25 protein-coding genes are annotated in these 22331 nt (G+C 32.3%); 9 read left to right on the top strand and 16 right to left on the bottom strand.

All coding sequences use genetic code 11. From position 1 onward, the window contains the following. Nucleotides 1-3 precede the first annotated feature (3 nt). The 4 genes from LUU93_RS03020 to LUU93_RS03035 form a co-directional block, all read right to left on the bottom strand. Nucleotides 4-444 carry a DinB family protein gene (locus tag LUU93_RS03020; protein WP_232678080.1) on the bottom strand — a complete coding sequence of 147 codons (441 nt, stop codon included), beginning with the start codon at nt 442-444 and terminating at the stop codon, nt 4-6. Continuing rightward, complete coding sequence (locus tag LUU93_RS03025) at nt 444-1316, bottom strand: nucleoside phosphorylase (RefSeq protein WP_232678082.1); 873 nt, start codon at nt 1314-1316, stop codon at nt 444-446. Before LUU93_RS03025 ends, LUU93_RS03020 begins: the two co-directional genes overlap by 1 nt. Nucleotides 1317-1545: 229 nt before the next feature. Continuing rightward, nucleotides 1546-1878, bottom strand: a complete 333-nt coding sequence (locus tag LUU93_RS03030) for a translation initiation factor (protein WP_232678085.1) — start codon at nt 1876-1878, stop codon at nt 1546-1548. A 113-nt stretch (nt 1879-1991) separates the two neighbouring features. Beyond that, nucleotides 1992-2942 carry an isopenicillin N synthase family dioxygenase gene (locus LUU93_RS03035; protein WP_232678086.1) on the bottom strand — a complete coding sequence of 317 codons (951 nt, stop codon included), beginning with the start codon at nt 2940-2942 and terminating at the stop codon, nt 1992-1994. 371 nt (nt 2943-3313) lie between these two features. On the opposite strand from LUU93_RS03035, the gene LUU93_RS03040 reads away from it, so the two are divergent. After that, nucleotides 3314-5290 (top strand): alpha-ketoacid dehydrogenase subunit alpha/beta, encoded by a 1977-nt coding sequence (locus LUU93_RS03040; protein ID WP_232678087.1) that lies wholly within the window; start codon nt 3314-3316, stop codon nt 5288-5290. A 99-nt stretch (nt 5291-5389) separates the two neighbouring features. Here LUU93_RS03040 and LUU93_RS03045 read toward each other — a convergent pair whose 3' ends face one another. The 4 genes from LUU93_RS03045 to LUU93_RS03060 form a co-directional block, all read right to left on the bottom strand. Next, on the bottom strand, nt 5390-6361 hold the full coding sequence (locus LUU93_RS03045) for a quinone oxidoreductase family protein (protein WP_232678088.1): 972 nt from the start codon (nt 6359-6361) through the stop codon (nt 5390-5392). Between the two features lie 180 nt (nt 6362-6541). Further along, nucleotides 6542-7120 (bottom strand): Crp/Fnr family transcriptional regulator, encoded by a 579-nt coding sequence (locus LUU93_RS03050; protein WP_232678092.1) that lies wholly within the window; start codon nt 7118-7120, stop codon nt 6542-6544. A 16-nt stretch (nt 7121-7136) separates the two neighbouring features. Continuing rightward, on the bottom strand, nt 7137-7613 hold the full coding sequence (locus LUU93_RS03055) for a hypothetical protein (protein WP_232678095.1): 477 nt from the start codon (nt 7611-7613) through the stop codon (nt 7137-7139). Between the two features lie 6 nt (nt 7614-7619). After that, nucleotides 7620-8027 carry a glyoxalase gene (locus LUU93_RS03060; RefSeq protein WP_232678097.1) on the bottom strand — a complete coding sequence of 136 codons (408 nt, stop codon included), beginning with the start codon at nt 8025-8027 and terminating at the stop codon, nt 7620-7622. A 250-nt stretch (nt 8028-8277) separates the two neighbouring features. Between LUU93_RS03060 and LUU93_RS03065 the strand changes: the two genes are divergently transcribed. Next, on the top strand, nt 8278-8706 hold the full coding sequence (locus LUU93_RS03065) for a hypothetical protein (protein ID WP_232678102.1): 429 nt from the start codon (nt 8278-8280) through the stop codon (nt 8704-8706). Nucleotides 8707-8921: 215 nt separating this feature from the next. Here the strand turns inward: LUU93_RS03065 and LUU93_RS03070 are convergent, their stop codons facing one another. Together LUU93_RS03070 and LUU93_RS03075 are read right to left on the bottom strand one after the other, a co-directional pair. Next, on the bottom strand, nt 8922-10181 hold the full coding sequence (locus LUU93_RS03070; protein WP_232678104.1) for a mechanosensitive ion channel family protein: 1260 nt from the start codon (nt 10179-10181) through the stop codon (nt 8922-8924). Then, nucleotides 10174-10467 carry a DUF3817 domain-containing protein gene (locus LUU93_RS03075; protein ID WP_232678108.1) on the bottom strand — a complete coding sequence of 98 codons (294 nt, stop codon included), beginning with the start codon at nt 10465-10467 and terminating at the stop codon, nt 10174-10176. Before LUU93_RS03075 ends, LUU93_RS03070 begins: the two co-directional genes overlap by 8 nt. 103 nt (nt 10468-10570) lie before the next feature. Here LUU93_RS03075 and LUU93_RS03080 point away from each other — a divergent pair, with 103 nt between their 5' ends. The 5 genes from LUU93_RS03080 (at nt 10571) to LUU93_RS03100 (ending at nt 16251) form a co-directional block, all read left to right on the top strand. After that, on the top strand, nt 10571-11104 hold the full coding sequence (locus LUU93_RS03080; protein WP_232678111.1) for a DUF6155 family protein: 534 nt from the start codon (nt 10571-10573) through the stop codon (nt 11102-11104). Between the two features lie 108 nt (nt 11105-11212). Next, a complete protein-coding gene (locus tag LUU93_RS03085) occupies nt 11213-12751 on the top strand; it encodes a DEAD/DEAH box helicase (protein ID WP_232678113.1) in 1539 nt (512 codons plus the stop codon). A 169-nt stretch (nt 12752-12920) separates the two neighbouring features. Then, nucleotides 12921-14255, top strand: coding sequence for a DEAD/DEAH box helicase (locus LUU93_RS03090; RefSeq protein ID WP_232678117.1), 1335 nt, complete (start codon nt 12921-12923; stop codon nt 14253-14255). Between the two features lie 78 nt (nt 14256-14333). Beyond that, nucleotides 14334-14858 carry a GNAT family N-acetyltransferase gene (locus tag LUU93_RS03095; protein WP_232678120.1) on the top strand — a complete coding sequence of 175 codons (525 nt, stop codon included), beginning with the start codon at nt 14334-14336 and terminating at the stop codon, nt 14856-14858. A 124-nt stretch (nt 14859-14982) separates the two neighbouring features. Then, nucleotides 14983-16251 (top strand): NAD(P)/FAD-dependent oxidoreductase, encoded by a 1269-nt coding sequence (locus LUU93_RS03100; RefSeq protein WP_232678122.1) that lies wholly within the window; start codon nt 14983-14985, stop codon nt 16249-16251. A gap of 361 nt (nt 16252-16612) precedes the next feature. Here LUU93_RS03100 and LUU93_RS03105 read toward each other — a convergent pair whose 3' ends face one another. Beyond that, nucleotides 16613-17842 carry a multidrug effflux MFS transporter gene (locus LUU93_RS03105; protein WP_232678123.1) on the bottom strand — a complete coding sequence of 410 codons (1230 nt, stop codon included), beginning with the start codon at nt 17840-17842 and terminating at the stop codon, nt 16613-16615. A 117-nt stretch (nt 17843-17959) separates the two neighbouring features. Between LUU93_RS03105 and LUU93_RS03110 the strand changes: the two genes are divergently transcribed. Further along, complete coding sequence (locus LUU93_RS03110; RefSeq protein ID WP_232678125.1) at nt 17960-18376, top strand: hypothetical protein; 417 nt, start codon at nt 17960-17962, stop codon at nt 18374-18376. 279 nt (nt 18377-18655) lie between these two features. Here LUU93_RS03110 and LUU93_RS03115 read toward each other — a convergent pair whose 3' ends face one another. Then, complete coding sequence (locus LUU93_RS03115; protein WP_232678133.1) at nt 18656-19117, bottom strand: hypothetical protein; 462 nt, start codon at nt 19115-19117, stop codon at nt 18656-18658. Between the two features lie 170 nt (nt 19118-19287). Between LUU93_RS03115 and LUU93_RS03120 the strand changes: the two genes are divergently transcribed. Continuing rightward, the gene (locus tag LUU93_RS03120) at nt 19288-19758 is read left to right on the top strand and encodes a hypothetical protein (RefSeq protein ID WP_232678142.1); all 471 of its coding nucleotides are present in this window, start codon (nt 19288-19290) and stop codon (nt 19756-19758) included. Between the two features lie 235 nt (nt 19759-19993). On the opposite strand, the gene LUU93_RS03125 is transcribed toward LUU93_RS03120, so the two are convergent. From LUU93_RS03125 to LUU93_RS03140, 4 genes are all read right to left on the bottom strand, one after another. Then, nucleotides 19994-20845, bottom strand: a complete 852-nt coding sequence (locus tag LUU93_RS03125) for a hypothetical protein (protein WP_232678144.1) — start codon at nt 20843-20845, stop codon at nt 19994-19996. Between the two features lie 5 nt (nt 20846-20850). Next, nucleotides 20851-21372 carry a hypothetical protein gene (locus tag LUU93_RS03130; RefSeq protein ID WP_232678146.1) on the bottom strand — a complete coding sequence of 174 codons (522 nt, stop codon included), beginning with the start codon at nt 21370-21372 and terminating at the stop codon, nt 20851-20853. A 158-nt stretch (nt 21373-21530) separates the two neighbouring features. Continuing rightward, on the bottom strand, nt 21531-22076 hold the full coding sequence (locus LUU93_RS03135; protein WP_232678148.1) for a hypothetical protein: 546 nt from the start codon (nt 22074-22076) through the stop codon (nt 21531-21533). Next, nucleotides 22069-22245 carry a hypothetical protein gene (locus tag LUU93_RS03140; protein ID WP_157848516.1) on the bottom strand — a complete coding sequence of 59 codons (177 nt, stop codon included), beginning with the start codon at nt 22243-22245 and terminating at the stop codon, nt 22069-22071. The genes LUU93_RS03135 and LUU93_RS03140 overlap by 8 nt, the downstream gene beginning before the upstream one ends. Nucleotides 22246-22331 lie beyond the last annotated feature (86 nt).

Genomic DNA, 22331 nt, shown 5'->3' on the forward strand with positions numbered 1-22331 from the left:
AATCTAAGATTTTATCTGATTGATATGATGTTCTAAATGTTCTACATAATCAGTCATGAGAAACCTTAGATCGATTACAGATTCATCACTCAAAATAATTTTATAATCTAAGGCTTTTTCATCAACAGATTTAATTAATCTCACAATCTGCTTGTTTAATACAAACCATAATTGCAGGAGCTCATCAGGATCCATTGTTTGATACTGATTTAAATTTACTAAATCTATTTGATTATACGGTCGATGCTGGTAAGGTTTTGCTGCATAATTAATTTCTGTAAAACGAACCAAATTATGAATAGCAGAATCTGTTAAATGACCTAAAATTTCTTTTTTAGACCACTTTCCAGGTATTTTGGCTTCTAAAGCTTCATTACTTAACGTTGAGAAATGATTAACATTTTCGTTCAGTAATTTTTCAAATTTAAGAATAGCCGTTTGCATTATTTAATACTTGAAAGTTTATTTAGTGTATACGTAATCAATGCATCTACAGCTTTATAAGGATCTTCGCTAAAAGTTCCCGAAGCACGATTGGCAATAATTGCATTTAAAGATAATGCATTATGTCCTAAAAGCGAAGAAAGCCCATAAATAGCTGCAGTTTCCATCTCTAAATTGGTAATGCGATTGTCATCAAAATCAAAATTATCCATTTTATTGTTTAATTCTTCATCCTGAATATTCAATCTCAAAACACGTCCCTGCGGCCCATAAAATCCTCCTGCTGTTGCTGTTATTCCTTTGAAAATTTTATCAGATTCAATAATTTTTTCCAGTTTTTCAGAACACGGAATTACATAAGGTCTTCCTTTTCTAATATCCCAATTGGTATGATGAATAAAAGCATCTTCAAGAGCCGTATTCGAAACTTCGTCAATTAAATAGGAGCGAAGCATATTATCTAATCCAAGTCCGAATTTTGACATTACAAAGCTGTCTACAGGAATATCTGCCTGCAAAGAACCCGAAGTTCCAATTCTAACAATATTTAAAGAGGTTAATTTTTCTTTTGGCTGACGTGTTTTTAAATCGATGTTTACCAAAGCATCCAATTCGTTTAAAACAATATCAATATTATCAGGTCCAATTCCGGTTGACATTACAGAGATTCTTTTTCCTTTGTAAATTCCGGTTTGGGTTTTAAATTCTCTTTTTTGTGTAGAATATTCAATCGAATCAAAAAACTGAGTAATTTTTTCGACTCTATTCTGGTCTCCAACAAAAATAATATCGTTGGCAATATGTTCAGGACGAAGGTTTAAGTGGTATACACTTCCGTCCGGGTTAAGTATTAATTCTGATTCTTTTATCATTTTTTTTAAGGTACTAAGGTTCTGAGGTACAAAGGGACAAAGGTTTTTCTGTAGAGGCGCACAGCTGTGCATCTATAAAATTCCAAAATTTAAATTCCAAATTCCAATTACTCAAATTTACACAAAGCTTTGTGAACTTTGCATTTTTATAAAAGCCTTAAAGTAAATATTCTTAGCGAACTTTGCGTTAAATAAAAAATTGGAATTTGGAATTTAAATTTTGGAATTTTTATCCCCCGACACGCTTCGTTTTAAATCCTTTTTCTTTTAAAATTGCCATAATTTTGTCGCGATAATCGCCTTGAATGATGATAGAATCATCTTTAAAAGTACCGCCAACACTCAATTTTGTTTTGATTTCTTTGGCTAATACTTTAAAATCTTCATCGCTTCCTTCATAACCTTCAATTATAGTCGTTGGTTTTCCTTTGCGTTTTTCAAATTTACAGATCATAGGTTCTTTCTGTACATACAAAACATGTTCCTGCTCCTGAATTTCCTCAGGTTCATTTGATTCTTCGTGATCTGGAAATAAGTTTTTTAACTGATCTTTTAAATCCATAATTTTTTTATTCTAAAAAATAAATTCCAAATATTAAGGTTTTTAAAAATTAAATTCCAAATTCCAATGTAAGTTTGGAATTTGGAATTTTAATATTGGAATTTACTAAAGTTTTATTTTTTTATTAAACCTAATTCTACCAAACGTTCGTGTAAAAACTCGCCCGCTGAGATATCCTCATATTTCTTAGGATTCTCTGCATCAATACATTTATCTAAGCAATCCAGACGCATATCGCTTACAGGATGCATAAAAAACGGAACTGAATAACGAGAAGTTCCCCATAATTCTCTAGGTGGGTTTACAACCTGGTGAATTGTAGATTTAAGTTTATTATTGGTATGTCTTGACAACATATCACCCACATTAATAACCAATTCGTCATCTGCCGCAATAGCGTCAATCCATTCGCCGTCATGGTTTTGAACCTGAAGTCCTTTACCCTGAGCACCCATTAACAAAGTGATTAAATTAATATCACCATGAGCCGCTGCACGAATTGCATTTTCTGGTTCAGAAGTAATAGGAGGATAATGAATTGGTCTTAAAATAGAGTTTCCTTCTTTTGCATATTCATCAAAATAAAACTCATCAAGTCCAAGGTGTAAAGCCAAAGCTCTTAAAACATAAATTCCGGTTTTTTCAAGCATTTGGTAAGCATCTTTACCAACCTCATTAAAGCGAGGCAATTCTTTAACTTCTACATTTTCAGGATATTCTGAAGCCCATTTAGATTCTTTATCAACATACTGGCCAAAATGCCAGAATTCCTTCAAATCTCCCTCTTTACGCCCTTTAGCATGTTCTTTACCAAAAGACACATAACCTCTTTGTCCGCCAATTCCGGGAATTTCATAATTATGCTTAGTTTCTACTGGCAAGGCGAAAAATTTTCTAATTTCACCATAAAGTTCGTCTACCAATTTGTCATCTAAGAAATGACCTTTTAAAGCTACGAAGCCAATGTTTTCAAATGCACTGCCGATTTCATTTACAAATTTTTGTTTACGTTTCGGGTCGTCCGAAAGGAAATCACGTAAGTCTACACTAGGAATGTTTTGCATACTTTACATTTTTATTTAAGAAAAAAAGGCGTATAAAGCCTTTCAATAACAAAGGTAGAGAATATTTTATATTTGAATTTTATAAATTACCATAAAATTTAGTTTTAAATCTATTTTTTAATACAAAATCTGAATAATTAATTTTAAATACTGAAAAATTTACGCATTATTTTTTTTGTAGCTAAAATAAGATAAAAAACATTTCGCTTACAAAAAAATCCCATTATATTTGTCTTCATTTTTTTAAATAGAAAACAGCAGATTATTTTTTCTATTTTTATAAATGCTAACTAATAACTGTTTTTAATTATTTAACAAATAACGTTAAAATTGTTATATTTTTATATATTTGACTAAAAAATAATAGTGCAATGATCTTTTACAGAGAAAACCTTACTGACGAAAAATTACTAGATTTATATAAAAAAATCCTGAAACCCCGCCTGATCGAAGAAAAAATGCTCATTTTGATTCGACAGGGAAAAGTTTCAAAATGGTTTTCAGGAATTGGCCAGGAAGCCATTGCAGTAGGAGTTACATCCGTATTAGACGAATCTGAATATGTATTGCCAATGCACCGAAACCTTGGTGTATTTACAACCAGAAATATCCCTTTACATAGACTTTTTTCACAATGGCAGGGAAAAGCAAATGGTTTTACAAAAGGCCGTGACAGAAGTTTTCACTTTGGAACCCAGGAATTCAATATTATAGGAATGATTTCGCATTTAGGTCCGCAATTAGGTATTGCTGACGGAATTGCGCTTGCTAATAAACTTCAGGACAATAAAAAAATTACTGCTGTTTTTACCGGAGAAGGGGCAACAAGTGAAGGAGACTTTCATGAAGCATTAAATATTGCAGCTGTTTGGAAACTTCCGGTTATGTTTATTATCGAAAACAATGGCTACGGACTTTCTACACCAACAAACGAACAGTATTTATGCGAAAACCTTGCCGATAAAGGAATTGGTTACGGCATGGAAAGCTGGATTATTGATGGAAATAATATTGTTGAAGTATACAACAAATTATCGCAGTTAAAAAAAGAAATGATCGAAAACCCGCATCCGGTTTTATTAGAATTTAAAACATTCAGGATGCGCGGCCATGAAGAGGCGAGTGGTACGAAATATGTTCCGCAGGAATTAATGGACGAATGGGAAGCCAAAGATCCGGTTACGAATTATAGAAAATATCTAACTGAAAATGGAATTCTTACTGCAGAACTTGACGAACAGCTTCATGCTGAAATTAAGCAGGAAATTGATGAAAACTGGTCAATGGCAAATGCTGAACCTGAAATAGAACCAACTTACAGCGGAGAATTAGATGATGTTTATAAAGACTTTGAATATGAAGAATATACTCATGGTGAAGAAGTAAAAAATATTCGTTTTATAGATGCTATCCGAAATGGTTTAGAGCAATCTATGTGGCGTAATAGAAACTTAGTCATTATGGGGCAGGACATTGCTGAATATGGCGGTGCTTTTAAAATTACAGAAGGATTTGCTGATGCTTTTGGAAAAGATCGAGTACGAAATACACCAATTTGCGAAAGCGCCGTAGTTTCGACCGCAATGGGATTATCCATCAATAATTATAAAGCAATTGTCGAAATGCAGTTTGCTGATTTTGTTTCGACAGGTTTTAACCCAATTGTCAATTTATTAGCAAAATCACATTATCGCTGGGGCGAAAAAGCCGATGTTGTCGTTAGAATGCCTTGCGGCGGCGGGACACAAGCCGGACCGTTTCACTCGCAGACAAATGAAGCCTGGTTTACTAAAACTCCAGGTTTAAAAGTCGTTTATCCGGCATTTCCTTATGATGCAAAAGGGTTATTGAATACTGCCATTAACGATCCAAATCCAGTTTTGTTTTTTGAACATAAGCAATTGTACAGAAGCATTTATCAAGACGTTCCAACAGATTATTATACCATTCCGTTTGGAAAAGCTGCTTTATTAAAAGAAGGAAATGCAGTAACCATTATAGCTTTTGGAGCTCCTGTTCACTGGGCATTAGAAACTTTAGCCAAAAATCCTGAAATTCAGGCTGATTTAATTGACTTAAGAACATTACAGCCGCTTGATACGGAAACTATTTTTGCTTCGGTTAAAAAGACCGGAAAAGCTATTATCTATCAGGAAGATACTATGTTTGGCGGAATTGCCAGCGATCTTTCGGCTTTAATTATGGAAGAATGTTTTGAATATTTAGACGGTCCTGTAAAAAGAGTGGCCAGTTTAGATTCGCCAATTCCGTTTACAAAAGCTCTTGAAGATCAGTTTTTAGCTAAAAATCGTTTTGAAGAAGTTTTATTCGAGTTACTGAGATACTAAGATTCTAAGTTGCTAAGATATTGAGGTTCTAAGATGCTAAGATTAGTTCTGAGTTTAAAAAAAAACTTAGAATCTTAGCATCTTAGAACCTTAGCAACTTTAAATAAGAACCACTAATCTTTTACCATCAGGAACGTCTGTGTCCCACATTTTCTCGATATCGACTAAATTCACTTTTTCTATATTTACTTTTAGTTTGTTTTGAGAAGCCAAAAGAAACATTTCAGGAAGCATTTCTAAAAATAGCAATTTTACTTCGTCTTTTGTCCAGCTCCCTAAACCAGAGCCAGACAATTGCAAATCAACACTTCGCAAAATTTGAGCTGATAATTGAATCGTATCGCCAGATATTGAACCCACAGAAACATAACGTGTTTTATGTGTAAAATTCCCGTTTCCTTTTAAAGCAAAAAGAATCAGTTCTGCCGAATGCCCCCACAAATAATCCAAAACAATATCAATTGGTGTATTTTGATGAATTTGTTTAAGCTGCGAAATAAAGTTTTCATCATTCTGTTTTAAAGAAATAATTTCGTCAGCACCCAATTCTAAAAGACTTTGAAGTGTTTTCTCGTTTCTTCCCGTAACAATTATTTTCTTCGCTCCATAATGTTTCGCAATCTGAATGGCTATTTGACCTGTAAAACCAGTTGCGCCATTAATTAGAACCGTTTCTCCCGGTTTTATTCCGGCTCTAAAACGAAGCGCCATTGCCGAACCTGCAACTGCATTTGGCATTGCTGCCGCCGTTGCATCTTCAATTCCGTCTGGCAATGCAACCATTCTGTTTTTTTCGACTAAAGCTTTTTCGGCTATTGTTCCGGAAATTCCGCGGGCATAAACTCTGGTTCCGTTTTCAAGTAAACCAATGGCGTCGCTGCCAATTACAAATCCGTTTTGATTTTCATTTTCTGAAGAATAATGTTCTCCACTTGCAATTCCTTTATCCAGATTGGTAATCGCTATGGCTTTAACCGAAATTAAAACCTCATTTTCATTTGCTGAGACTGGCTCTTGAAATTCTGCATATTTTGGCAATTCGCCTTTTTTGTAAACTACTGCTGCTTTCATAATTTTTTATAAATATTAAATTTTATGAAGCAAAATTATAGAGCCGTTTATGGGCAGACGATAACATTTGTTATCAAATGAAATAAGAAACAATTATCAAGTTTTTTTTAAACCATATAAGTTATATAAGAAATTATAAGCTAGGCTTAAATTAACTTATATAACTTATATGGTGAAATTTTAATTATTTTTGTGAACCAGTTTACTTTTGATTCGGCTTAAATGAACAGTGCTCACGCCAAGGTAAGATGCAATGTAATGCTGCGGAACACGCTGCACAATTTGAGGTTTTTCTTCAATTAAACTAAGGTAACGCTGAGTAGGGGAGTCTTTTATGAAAGAAAAAAAGTGTTTCATATAATCAAACGTTCTTTGAAAAAGCATATTGATTAACCGATCCCGAAGTTCTGGAATTTCTTTTATTTCTTCCAAAATTGTATCAACATCATTTTTAGAAATCCACCATAAAACAGAAGGTTCGATTGTTTCCACCACAACCGGACTCGGAAATTTTTTAATGAAACTTTCGATAGAAGCAACGCTTTGATTTTCGAAAAAGAACTGCGAAGTCAAATCTTTTCCGTTATTATTAAACCAAACCCTGATACAGCCTTTTTCAATTATAAAAAGCTTTTTAGAAACTTCTCCTTCTTCAATCAGAACTGTTTTGGCAGGAACTTCAATACGATTAAAACAACTCGTGTATTCGTTCCATTTTTCATCGGTTAAAGGGAATTTATTTCGGAATTGATCAAACATTTTTTTTTATAAATTATTAAGCTACATTAGAATTATATCCTGTGTGAATGGACAAAATATGAATTATTATTTGATCAAGTAACTCAATATTTTCGTTATCAAACAACACAGAAATTTTTTGTGAGGAACTCCAAAATTTATGTTTTATATCGGCAACTTTAATTCCATCTAAAAAATAAGAAAAATCAGTATTGAAAGAAAAAATATTCTCTGGAGTTATCCTTAAAATTGTATCTTGGTTAGATATATAGCTTTTGTTAATTTCAATTATATCTTTGATTTTATCTTTATCTTGAAATAAAATTTCATATTTCGCAGAACTGAAAACAGGTTCATAACTTTGAAGTTCTAAAATAAGATCATCATTAGAATCAAAAATTTTAATTAAATTCTTTCGAAGCCAGTTAAATTTTATTGTAGAATAAAACAACAATTTACCATCTTTATAAACAAATAAATTTTGATTCTTATCTTCTATAATTTCTATTTCCATTTAAAATCATTTCGAATCTGATTCAACCTCAAACAACTGCACCTGACTTTTCAATCTCTCAATCAATAAATTCATCATTCGTTTGTTTAAACTCGATGAATTTTTAATATAGGTTTCGTATTCTTCAATGGTAAAAAGCGCCATTACAATTCCTTTTAGAGAATTTCTGAACTTAATATCTTTTTGAATGGAATTTTCTATAGTCTGTAGTTTCTTTTCGACTGTATACGAATAAAAATCAGCTTTGTTTTTATTTACATAATTAATAAAAACCGCAATAAACAAATCGTTCTGAAGTTTTAAAATAGGCCTAATCGTCTGATTTTGAAAGATCTCATCTGAAGAAGATTGAGCACTTACAGTTCCTAAAGTTTCGCCTCTTAATTCTCTTAAAAAAGTGTCTCTATCCGCCATGTTTTTTATTTAAATTTAGAAAAAAATATAATGCAAAAATAATTTCACCATATAAGTGATATAAGAAAATTTAAGTTTTATTCTTAACAAGCTGAAATTGCTTATGTTAGAAAATAAATTAGTTCAAACCATATAAGTTATATAAGGAAATTAAGTTCTCTCTTAACAAACTAAATTACTCGTATGGTCAAGATTATGCTTTAATTTAAATGAATTTACATAACTCTTATATGGTTCAAAAAACACACTCATGAATATAAAATCTTTTATTTTTCTTCTGCTGATATTGGTTACCATACTTTCCTGCAATTCTAAAGAGGAAAAAAATGGTTATCACGAAGTTTTGTATCTTGCTGTAAACAATAAAGATACCGCAATTTTAGCCATAAACATAAGCGACAAACGCTTTTACGGCCGTTATGAAATATCTTATTACAAAACAGGAAAAGATTCCGGCGATGTAAGAGGGGATATAAAAGGAGACACTTTTAGAGGTGATTTTCATTTTATTTCTAACGGCGGAAGCTGGAAAAGAATTCCTTTAGCGTTGCTGAAAAAAGAAAATAAATTGATCTTAGGAAATGGTGTAATTGGCACTTACATGAATCTCCCGTGCTTTATTAATGGGACTTTGAATTATAACGATCCAAAGTTTGTTTTTGAAAAGGTGGGGAAATAGTTTCAGGTTTCAAGTTTTTAAACTTTGTCTTTAGTTTCCTAGCGCAAAGTATTTCCATAAAGTATTGTCATTTCGACTGAAAGGAGAAATCGCACACGAAACTCCGTACAGTTTGTCGCCAATCTTTGTCGATATACGCGTGCGATTTCTCGTTCCTAGAAATGACAAACTGCGAGAACTTAAAACCTGAAACAAACAAAACTTGAAACTAAAATTTACCGATCTAAAACCCCAATCTGCGAAGGAAGTTCAAATATTTCAAGATCAAAATAGATAACCGACGCCATAATGTGATCGAAAATATCAGACATTATATATTCGTAGTTTGCCCAGCGTTTATCGCTTGAGAAAACATAAATTTCTAACGGAACTCCATGTGCGGTCGACTGCAGCTGGCGGCACATGATATGCATGTTTTTATTTAATCCAGGATGGTCTAATAAATACTGCATAATATATTTTCTAAACAAACCTAAATTGGTCATATTACGACCGTTAAGGGCAAGTGATTTATCTATTCCCCTAAGATCATTATACTTTTCAATTTCTGCTTGTCTGGTTTCAATGTACGAAGTGATAAGCTGTATTCCTTTCATGTGATTTAAATCATCATTATTCAGGAAACGAATACTGCTGCTTTTAATCAAAATATGTCTTTTGATACGTCTTCCTTCAGAATTCTGCATGCCGCGCCAGTTCTGAAAAGAATCTGAACTTAAAGCATAAGTTGGAATCGTTGTAATGGTGTTATCAAAATTTCGAACTTTTACAGTCGTTAAATTGATTTCAATTACATCGCCATCGGCACCAAATTTATCCATTGTAATCCAGTCACCAATGCGAACCATATCATTTATGGCAACCTGAACACTCGAAACAAATCCTAAAATAGTATCTCTGAAAATTAAGATAATAATGGCCGAAAGAGTTCCTAAAATGGTTAGCAATTCACCTTTTTTTATTCCGAATAAAGTCGAAATAATCATGGCGACTCCAAAAATCCAAAGCACAATCATAATAACCTGAACGAAACTGTCGATAGGTTTGTCGCTGTATTCGGGTTTTTGCTTTAAATAATCTCGTAAAGCATTAAAAATTGTTCTAATGATCCATAAACTGATCAGAACAATATAAATGCCAACGATTTTTCCGAAAAGTAGTTCCCAATATTCGTATTTGTCCAGAATAATAGGAACAGCTTTATAAATGAAGAAAAACGGAATTAAATACGCTGTATATTTTGTGGTCTTATTGTGAATTAAATAATCGTCAAACTTTGTTTTGGTACGCTGTGCAAATATGGCAGTAAGTGTTACCAAAACAAATTTTGCAATATAATAAATGGCGTAAGCCAAAGCCAGCATAATGGCAATATTAAAGATCAGGCTGATATAAGATGCAAAGTTGCGGCTCATTCCCCAATCCCTGAAAAGCGGGTATAAAAAATTGAATATTTTATCCAAAAGCTTAAGCATTTGCTTTAGTTTCTAAGTATTTTTTCTCTATGTAGAAAGTTCCAAACGGAATAAGAGAAGCGATTAGTATAATTGCAAATGTTTTTAAATCCCAGTTTTGAGGTTTTTTCAATAAAAAGGCCAAAATAATATAACCTATAAATAACACACCATGTGTCATTCCTAACGGTCTTAATAATGTATGATAAAGTTCAGGATTGTTAGTTTTAATAATAAGCATATTGGCAAATAAAACTAAATAAGAGATTCCTTCTAAAATAGCGGTAACTTTAAAAATCTTAAGCATGTAGATATATTTTGAGATTATAGGCACAAAATTAAGTATTAGGATTGGTTTTTAAGTTATGTGTCAGGAAAGTAATTTACTTTTGTAATCTTAAACTTTGATAATGAGCAAACGCGATTTAAAAAAATATTTAACCGAACTAAGCAAAGAACAACTAGAAGAACAGCTTATTGAGCTGTATGAAAAATTCAGTCCCGTAAAAGTGTATTATGATTTTGTTTTTAACCCAAAAGAAGACAAACTTCTACAGGAATCAAAGGTTAAGATTTCTCATGAATATTTTCCGGTAAAAAAGCCCAATACAAAACGGCGCCCGAAAGCAAAAATGCGTCGTTCTGTGGCACAAAAAATCATCAAACATTTCATAATGTTAGGCGTTGATCCGTTTATTATTGCCGATTTGATGTTTTATAATATCGAAATTGCGCAAACCTATTCTTCTAATAATTTAATTAAGCAGGAATTGTTTTACAAAAGTATCTTTAGCTCGTTTGAACAGGCGGTAAATTTTGTAATTTCTAACGGAATCCTGACTGAATTTAAAGCAAGGATTAAAGGCATTCATCAAGAGATTTTGCAGCAAAAATGGAAAAATAAGTATGATTTTGAAGCAATTCTGGATAAAATTGACTTTTAAAAACACTTCCTATAAAAAATCTTATTTAAAAAAATCATTTATTTTAGGTTAAAATAAGATGAATAACTGTTTTTTAGATGTATTTTTGCAAAAATCCAAAAATAAACAATGCTTCAAAACACTTTAGAAATAGAAAGAGAAGAGAAAAAAGAACTTTATGCATACCAAAAGGGTGATATCGACGCCATTTTTGACCGCTTAGACAATGCTCCTTCTAAACATCATTTATTGTATCAATTGCCAACCGGAGGCGGAAAAACAGTAATTTTCTCTGAAATTGTGCGTCGTTATTTATCCAATAATGACAAAAAAGTGGTTGTTTTAACACACCGAATTGAGCTTTGCAAACAAACTTCAAAAATGTTGAAGGGCTTTGGCGTAAGCAATAAAATAATCAACAGTAAAGTAAAAGAATTACCGGATCAAAATGATTATTCTTGTTTCGTGGCTATGGTTGAGACTTTAAAAAACCGTATCAACGACGAAAAATTACACCTTGACAATATTGGTCTGGTGATTATTGATGAAGCTCATTACAACTCATTCAGAAAACTATTAAACTCATTTAAAAATGCTTTTATTCTTGGAGTAACAGCAACACCTTTGAGTTCAAACATAAAATTACCAATGCACCAAAGCTACGACGAACTTATCGTTGGGGACACTATTGGTTCATTGATCGACAAAGGATTTTTGGCCAGAGCAACAACATACAGTTACGATGTTGGTTTGACTTCATTAAAAGTGGGTATCAACGGAGATTATACCGTAAAATCATCTGATGATTTGTATACCAATTCATTAATGCAGGAAAAATTGCTTCATGCGTATACAGAACGTTCTTTGGGCAAGAAAACTTTAATTTTCAATAATGGTATTCATACCTCATTATATGTATATGATACTTTTAGAGAAGCAGGTTACGATATCAGGCACCTTGATAATACAAGCAGTTCTGAAGAGCGTAAAGATATTTTACAGTGGTTTAAGAAAACTCCGGATGCAATTTTGACTTCTGTCGGAATTTTAACAACTGGTTTTGATGAGCCAACTGTTGAGACTATCATTTTAAACAGAGCAACGAAGTCATTAACTTTATATTTCCAGATGATTGGCCGCGGATCTCGTAAACTACCTGGTAAAGACGAATTTACGGTAATTGATTTAGGAAACAACGCCGCTCGTTTCGGTTTATGGAGCGAACCGGTAAACTGGCAGCATATTTTTAAATCTCCAGAATTTTATCTTGAAAACCTAAGAGACGATACTGAGATCGAAATGTTCTTTAAATACAGCATGCCGCTGGAATTAAGAGCAAAATTCAGCAAAACTGCCGATGTTACTTTTGATGTTGATGAAGAACACAAACTGGCGATAAAACAAAATTTACGTTCAAAAATTGTTTTAGACAAATCGCTTGAACAGCATGCCGCAATGTGTGTTGATAATACGGAGACACTTCAGGAAGCAAAAGCTTTGTCGAGAGAATTAGAAGACGATATCGAATGCCGAATTAAACGTTACGCAAAATGTTTAAGCCAGTGCAGTAAAAACTACCGCGAATGGCTTCTTGACGATTACAAACAAAGACTTACCTTATTAGTAGGTAAAAAATACCGCGAAAAAATCATGAACGAACCGGATTGAGAATAGAGGTTAAAAAAGTTTCAGGTTTCAAGTTGTACCCCTGAACTATATAAAAAAGCATGATCTTTGTCAAAATTTGAAACTTTGACAAAGATTTTTAGTTTCAGTTTGTATAATAAGCAATCTGAAGCAAATCTAAAATCAGAACTCTAAAATCTAAAAATAAAACATGTCTAAACAATTCTCAACATTACGACTTTCAGCGCCAATTTTAAAAGCTTTAGGCGAATTAAACATTGTTGAACCTACTGAAATTCAACAAAAAACAATTCCGCTTTTATTGTCCGAAAACCACGATGTTGTGGGTTTAGCCAAAACCGGAACCGGAAAAACTGCCGCTTTTGGACTTCCGCTATTACAATTAATTGACACGGAATCTCCTGTAGTTCAGGCTGTAATTTTAGTTCCAACAAGAGAATTAGGACATCAGATTTTTAGAAATTTAGAAGATTTTTCAAAATATATTCCGAATATTTCAATCGCAGCAACTTGCGGTGGAATCCCGATTAAGCCTCAAATTGAACGTCTTACATCGCCAACACATATTATTGTGGCAACTCCGGGACGTTTAATCGATTTGATCCAAAGAAAAGCCGTTGATTTAAAACAAACGCAATTTTTAGTTTTAGATGAAGCCGATGAAATGGTTTCAATCTTAAAAGAAAGCCTGGACGAAATTCTGGCTGAAGTCCCTAAAAAACACCGCACATTATTATTCTCGGCTACTTTACCGGGAACAATTAAACAATTGGTTCAGAATTACTTAAACAAAAATGTAGTTCAGGTAAGTGCCAATATGGAAACTGTTGGTAACCAAGGAATTGATCACGAATATATTGTAGTTGATCCAATTGAAAAATTAGACATTTTAATGCATTTTCTAAATTCAAAAGATGGAGAACGCGGTATTATCTTCTGCAAAACAAAAGCTGCTGTTAATAAATTAGCCAAAAATCTGGCGATTAACCGTTTTTCTTCGGGAGCAATTCACGGGAGTTTAACACAGGGGATTCGTGACAGAATTATGGAACAATTCCGAGAAGGACATATCAATATATTAGTTGCCACCGACTTAGCCGCTAGAGGAATTGATGTAAAAGAAATTTCTTATGTTGTAAATTACCATTTGCCTGACGCTTACGAAACTTATGTTCATCGAAGCGGAAGAACTGCCAGAGCAGGGGCAAAGGGACTTTCTTTAACCGTTTTGCAGGAAGAAGAAGTGGCAGAAATTGCAGATTTTGAAAGAGAACTGGGGCTTAAATTCACCAAATTTCAAAAACCTTCAGCCTTGAGTATTGAAGAAAACAATACGCTTTTATGGGCAAAACAAATCTTCAAAACTAAACCAAACCACGACATTTCGACTGATTTGAAAACTAAGGTAAAAACCGTTTTTCACCATCTTACAAAAGACGAACTGATTGAGAAATTGCTGGCCAATTATGTTTTACAAAACAAAATTGAAGTAACAGAAAAGCCTGTTAAAAAATTCAAAAAGTAATACTTCAAGCTTTTGAATCTGCTGATTTATGTTGTAAATTTATGAGGAAATTTAAATCCTAAAATAACATAATCCAGAATGGAAAATATTCAAATTAACAAGATTACGCTTGACGAGATTGAACAATTGCAAAAAATTGGGAGGCAGACTTTTCAGGAGACTTTTTCAGAATCAAATTCTGAAGAAAATATGAAAGATTATTTAGAGAAAGGTTTTTCTACAGAAAAATTAACGGAAGAACTAACGAATAAAAATTCTGAATTTTATTTTGCTGTTCTTGATAATAACGTAATCGGTTATTTAAAAATAAACTTCGGAGAATCGCAGACTGAACTGCAGGACGAAAAATCCCTTGAAATCGAACGTATTTATGTTTCAAAAGAATTTCACGGAAAAAAAGTCGGACAATTACTTTATGAAAAAGCGATTCAAACAGCAAAAGAAAAGAATGCTGACTATGTTTGGTTAGGGGTCTGGGAAGAAAATCATCGAGCTTTAAGTTTTTATAAAAAAAATGGTTTTGTTGAATTTGACAAACACATTTTTAAACTTGGAAATGATGAACAAACAGATATTATGATGAAACTTAAATTGACTGAATAATTCTCAAAAAAGGAAAACAAAACTCAGGTTTGGGTTTCGTATCTGGAATTAAAATGTTAAATTTATGGAACTGCTAAGGCAAAAACAATTTTACTCATAAATCCTACATTATAAAACAACACATATGAATATAGTCATTATAGGAGGCGGTTTTGCAGGAATAAATCTCGCAAAAGAACTTGTAAATCATCCTCAAATACAAGTAACCCTTGTAGATAAAAACAATTATAATTTTTTTCCTCCGCTTATATATCAGGTTGCAACCGCTTTTTTAGAACCCTCAAGTATTAGTTATCCTTTTAGAAAATTTTTTGCAGGTAAAAAGAACCTTCAGTTTCGTTTAGGCGAATTACTTTCTGTAGTTCCTGCCGAAAATAAAATCATTTTGAGCAACGGCGAATTATCATACGATTATTTAGTTTTTGCAACGGGTGCCGAAACGAGTTATTTCGGAATGGAAAACGTAATGAAAAACGCGATCCCGATGAAAACCTTAAATGATGCCATCGAAATGCGAAATGCATTGCTTAAAAATCTTGAAAAAGCAGCTATTACCAAAGATATTCGTAAACGTCGTAAATTGTTAACGATCGTTGTTGCCGGAGGCGGACCAACTGGAGTTGAAGTTTCTGGAATGTTTGCCGAAATGAGAAAAAATATTCTATTAAAAGAATACCCTGAATTAGAAACATCTGCCAGTAACGTTTACCTTGTTGATGGAGGTGATGCTTTACTGTCGCCAATGAGCGAAGCTTCTCAAAAAGACACTCTCGAAGCTCTTACAAAACTTGGCGTTGTAGTAAAACTGCACACTCGTGTTGTCGATTATATTGATGATACGGTATTTTTTGAAAACGGAGATACGATTAAAACCAAAAACTTAATTTGGGCAGCAGGAGTTTCTGCCAAACTTTTTGACGGAATTCCGAAGGAAAGCTACGGCCGCGGCCGACGCATGGCTACAGATCAATATAATAAGGTAAATGGTTTAGAAAACATATATGCAATTGGTGATACCGCAATTTTAGCCGGAGATAAAAACTTTCCCGACGGACATCCGCAGGTGGCTCAGGTTGCTATTCAGCAAGGATTAAATTTAGCCAAAAACTTTAAAGCAATGGCTCAAAACAAACCTTTGAAATCATTTGCTTATAAAGATAAAGGTTCGATGGCCATCATTGGAAAAAATAAGGCTGTAGTAGATTTACCAAGCCCAAAATGGCATTTTAAAGGCTTTTTGGCCTGGATCATTTGGCTGTTTATTCACTTAATTTCTTTAATTACATATAGAAACAGACTGAATACTTTCTGGAATTGGATGGTAGCATATTTCGCAAGAGATCAATCTCTTAGAATGATTATTAGACCTGACAAGAAACAACAATTAGAGTAAAGTTTTAAACTCCAAAATTTTTAAAAATCCAAATTCCAATTACCGGAGTTTGGATTTTTTTTTGAGTTTACTGTAGCTTTTATCCTCAAAGTATTGTCATTTCAACCGAAGGGAGAAATCGCACACGAAACTCCTCAATCTAAATCGCCAATCTTTGTCGACATTCTAGTGCGATTTCTCCCTTCGGTCGAAATGACAAACTGTTGAACATAAAAAAGAGGCTGTCTCAAAAGTCGAGACAACCTCTTTTTTATTCGGATACCTATCGGAGAAATTTTTCATTTACGCGATTCTCAACAGCTTGATTTTACTTTTGAGACAGCCTCTTTTTTATGTTTTATAATCCAATTGGAATTAATATCTAGTGTCCAACTACCACATCATCATTTTCAGCGATTTCGACTTTATTTTTAATGAAACGTTTTCCGATATTTAAAACTACAAAAGCAATAATTGTAGTAACTGTCATAATAAGAACCATTGGTGCTGCAGAATCTTTTACAAAAATCCCGACAGCAAATGAAGCTAAAGCTCCCAATCCTAATTGAATAGCACCCATTAAAGCTGAAGCACTTCCGGCATTTTTAGCAAATGGAGCCATTGTAAGTCCGGCAGTATTTGGATTTGAAATTCCTAAACAGCCCAGAAATAAAAAAAGCATCACAATAGTCGTATACAATCCTAATAAATTGTTTAGCGAAAGTATCAGGAATATAATGGCAATTAGAGATTGCAAAATTAAGGCCGCAAAAATCATCTGTTCGCTGGAAAATCTCTTCAATAAAACTGAATTAAACTGACTCGAACCGATAAAACTAACTGACATAAAAGCAAAAATCCATCCGTATGTTTTGGCATCAACGTGGTAAATATCCATAAAAATAATAGGCGAGGCTGCTACATAAGTAAATAATCCCGAAAAAGCGATCGCTCCCGTAAATGCGTAGGTGTAAAATTGTGGTTCTTTTAAAACCTTTAAAAAATTAGAAATAATAGGTTTTGGTTTTAATGAAATAGAAGTATCGGGTTTATAACTATTTGGCAAACCAACTTGAGAGGCAATTAAAATAGCGATTCCCATACAAAATAGTATAAAAAATACGGTATGCCAGCCATAATCTTCTGTTACATAACCACCAATTGTTGGAGCAAGCATAGGCGAAAGCCCTAAAACAAGCATTAAAAGAGAGAATACTTTTGGAATATCTTTTACAGGAAACAAATCACGAACCATTGCAACAGAAGCAACTGTTGCAGCACAGCTTCCGATAGCCTGAATGAAACGTAAGAAGATAAATAAATCAATATCAGCAACATATATACAGCCAAAAGAAGCCAAAATATAAACCATCAAACCGATAAAAAGTGGTTTTTTACGCCCAAATCGATCTAATAACGGCCCGTAAAGTAATTGCCCGGCAGAAATTCCGATAAAATAACTCGATAAACTCATTGAAACTTTTGCCACAGATGTATTCAAATCTTTAGCAATACCAGAGAAACCAGGCAGATACATATCGATTGAAAAAGGACCAAGTGCTGTTAAAGAACCAAGAATGAGAATAAGCTGGATATATTTTTTTGTTGTCATTTTCTTAAAAAAAGGCTTATAATTTTTTGCAAAGGTAAAGATTTCATACCTTGTAGTAGATATCAAATACATTTAATATCAAAAACGTAACATTAGTAATCTTAAAAAATAAAAATTATGAAAAAGTACATTTTATTATTTGCCATTCTTTTTACAACAATTTCTTTCGCTCAAACCATTTCATCAAAACAAGAAAATGCAAATGTTGAGCAATACGCATTACTAACAAAAGTAAATCAATATTATCCAGATATTACTTTAAACAAAACGATTACAAATTTTTATGCTGATGGAAAAATTATCGATTCGCAGCAGCAATTTGATTTAAAAGGAACAAAATTTACAAGTTATAAACTGGGAATTGAACCAGACAATAAAAAATTATTATTTGAATATGTTTCTGAAGAAACCGGAAAAGTTTATGGTGATGTTTCAATTTTTAAAGGAAATGTTTTGAGAACAACTTTTTCTGAGAAAAATAATTCTATAGAAGTTTCATTAAACGGAAAATCTGTTTACCAAAATAAAATTTAAATATAACAATTTAAAATATCATATTTTCGAAAATAAGAGCATCGCATTATGTGATGCTTTTTTATGAAACACATAGATATCTGACAAACAACAATCTAGCTATATTTAAACACATATTAAAATGAACTATAATTTATAGTATGATTTGCAGTACGTCCAAGAAGATGTTAACAACTTTATCAACAACACATTTGCCCCAGGTTTTAGGTAAGTCTAAAAAATCAAAAAAGATAAGAACATAAAAAAAGCCCCGTTTTATTGGGGCTTATTTATTGCTTTTTAATTTAATCCTTCATAGGGATTATCACTGTATACTTCTTTGCCATTCTTATATAATTGAAAAAAGTATTTACTTTTTCCTTTAATTGTAGTGTCGACCTTATAAACATCAGAGCCCAAAATATAAATTGAGCCTTTTGAAGTAGCATTACCATTCCCAACAGCGTATTGAAACTCATAATCTAAACGCTTATTGTCAGGCTGTACTGTAATCAAATACTCATTACAATCATTAGGTGGTTTTGGATATTCAATATAACTTTCTGCTATTTGTTTATCTGAATCGTAAATGTTAAGCATCTTTGCAGGTAAACTAAATTCAGGATAATAACGATTTACTAAGCTAATAAATGCAGATTGCCCCGAGTTCAAGGATTCCGACTTAGAGATAAATGTTTTTTTCTCCTGAGAAAAAGCAGAAAAACATACCAATAATATAAGAGATAAAGTAATTTTTTTCATGTGGCTTTATTTGTGAGTTTAAATTTACTAAACATTTTCAAATATAATGCCAATAATTTTAATTTCACTTTGTCAATTGCTATAAAAGAATAAATAATTATACCTTAAAAAAAAAAGTACTGTCATTAAAATATTGTTAAATTAGCGAATTATTAACTTAAATATATGCTATGCAAGAATTTGACGAGAATTTTGAAGAAGATGAAGAACCAATTGATACAGATGCAATATTAAAATATCTCGCAGAAAGTGAAATTGAAGCTAAAGAAAGAGACGCTAGATGGAAAAAAATGGAAGAAGATGGTATCAAAGAAACTGTAAAATATTTTGACAGAATTCATGATTACCTTTCAAATTATAATAACCTAATGGTAGGCGCATTTTTTGCTTTAGCACAGTTTCAAAAAAATATTTCAAGATGGACAATAATAATTCCTATTGTTAACTTAGGTGTTTTAGTTTATATAAATTATAGAATGATGAATAAAAGTAGATTTGAAGCTAATATCACTAACCAAGATTTAAGTTTACTTCCTCAACAAGAAAGAAAACTAAGAAACACTAATCTTTTTTCGTTTCTATCGATCATATCAACGGCAATTGTAACAATTTGCTTTTTATATTATCTCGCAACTTATTAAAAAAAAAGCCTTTGTAAATTAATACAAAGGCTTATCTATTATGTAATCATTGAAATATTGTCGAGAAATATAATTACCAGTTTTTCGGTTGTAAATATTAATGTAGTGATAATCAAATCCGACATTTTTACACCAGTTATGTAGATAATATATTGATTTGCAAAACTCAACTTTTATAGGTCTTATACTTTTATCTTTATTAAAGATTGTACAGCTGTAAGGCGTTGGAGTAGTATTAGCCATAAATATTTGTAATTTGTATTTCTACATCTTGCAAGATATTTTTGATTTTAAAACCACCATTGATACAAACAAATGTTGAAATATCAAATTCTCCTTTTTTGATGATACTTGTACCTTGTTCAATGTAATTTGTCAAAATCCAAAATTCATTAGTTCTTATATCCGTGAAAATGTAAACTCTTAATCCGTAAGGATATGAGGTTTTGCCAGTTGTCATTTTTACGTAAAAATCTCCAAACTGAACGATACCGCCGTTATTCTGAACAGGGAACGACGTAACCAAATCATAACCATTTCGAATATAATTTGGAGTTTCCCCTTGAAATTCAATTGTATCTACGTGAGTAGAATTCGGGTAAGTATCATAACTACCAATGTAAAATTTGTTATCTCCCTGAATTGTTCCAAGATTAAGCATTGAATAAACCCTACGATCAAATGTATAGCCTGAACCCTGAGAAAATCTGCCATCGATACGAAATTGAGGTAGCTTATATTCTTTAAGGTATCGCAACGGTTTTTTCTGAAAATCACTAAAGTTTGAAATTTCTACACTTGAACCACCGTTGCTATAAGGAATACTTAAATAAATTTCGGTAAATGCAGTAGCAAAATAATTTTCTGGAATCACATTTAAATCGACATTACCCAAGTCATTGATAACTGACAGCATAGGCAAACTATCATAATTATTAAACTCTACGCCATTAACACGCTTGTTATCAATAAATACTGATAATATAAAAAATGGTGTTTGAATACCTCTAATTAAATACCCCTCAGAAGATTCAATCTCTTTAACTTTGACTGCGTAAGTTTCATCTATATATTGAATATAATTCATAGTAATTAATTAAATAACGGAACTTTTTTTAAGTCCGAGGTTGATAAATATTTTTTTAAATCAGCCTTTAAATCACGGCGTGTAATAACATAATAACAGCCGATTACTAAAGGAACAGTTGTAACTTGCTTTACTTTCAATAACTCGTTAATAGTCTCTCTCTCATTTTCGAAATTAGACATTGGTTCAGTTATCCAAGTGTACCAAGGAGAATCTTTCGTTTGCTTATTTGTTCCCAACCAAACCGCCAAAGATTCTGCTATGTCATGAACTTCTTTACGAGGTGTAATTTTATTCAATTCAATTTCCTTTGTCATTGGGTTAGAAACTGCAATTCTTAAATCCTTTTCAGCATCTTCCAAAGCTTTTTCCTCAGCATCTTGTGTGAATTTAGCATACCATTTTTTTAATAATGGATAACACACAATGATACCAACAACCAAAAGCCAGTATTTTTGCAGAAAATCAAAGAGCCAAACAGTATTGGCTTGGCTCTTTGTTCTATTTACTATCTCTCTTTGAGCCATAATTATTTTTTCTTAAATAATTTATAAGCTAAGAATCCCGCTAAAGCTACTAATACAACATTTGCAATAGTTTTATTGTTTGTGTAAAAAAGTTTGATTTTATCTAACATCTTGTTTAAATTTTTGAATTAATAAATTTTATCGTTTTGGGCGTTTGTTTAGACTGTAACGCTGTAAACAGTATAAAAAAAAAGCAGTACGGGAATAATCAAATAATTGAATTTGAATCTCTTTTTAGCCGTTACCGTAACACCTGAAAGATTGTAATCTCCCATAATATCGATAGCATCCTGAATGTCTGAATCGTAAATTAAATTATGATCGGGTGCGCATTCATGCTTAATAATTGCCCTTGCAATAACTAAATAAAATTTAGCATCTACGATTTTGATTGTTTGGTCAGGATCTAAACCGACAGCTTTTGAAATAACATCAATATACTTTTGAGTATCATTTTCAGATGGCGGTGCATACTCAGTTATAAGCTTTCTTACCGTATTTTTGCCTTTATCAATATCGTTTGTCAAATCTCGCAACATGGCACGAATACCGTATTTTACTTCTGTAAATTGTTCAAAATGTTTGTCTGTATTTTGAGCATTTGGAATTTTACCTTGCCAAGCGATATTTGTCAAAACCAAGTTACCCGGATTGTTATTTCGAATACCTCGAGTTAATTCTTTTCTACCTAAATAACTACTCATTTTCTTCTGTAATTAAAGGTTTGGCAGGTGCTTGCGGTTCATCTTTTCCGAAATCAAGCTTACTTAATTCATCAGATACAACCTGAATACCTTTTAAAATAGCAGTTACAACCGCACCATATTTCACGATAATACCAATTATCGAAACAATTCCTTTCAAATTTTTCATTACTTATTTTGTTTTAATTGTTTTCTTTTTTCTAAATGATCTTTGAGTAAATCAACTCCCTCATGAAGTATAAGAGGGAGGAACTT

This window comes from Flavobacterium soyae (assembly GCF_021245985.1).
Taxonomy (GTDB): Bacteria; Bacteroidota; Bacteroidia; order Flavobacteriales; family Flavobacteriaceae; genus Flavobacterium; species Flavobacterium soyae.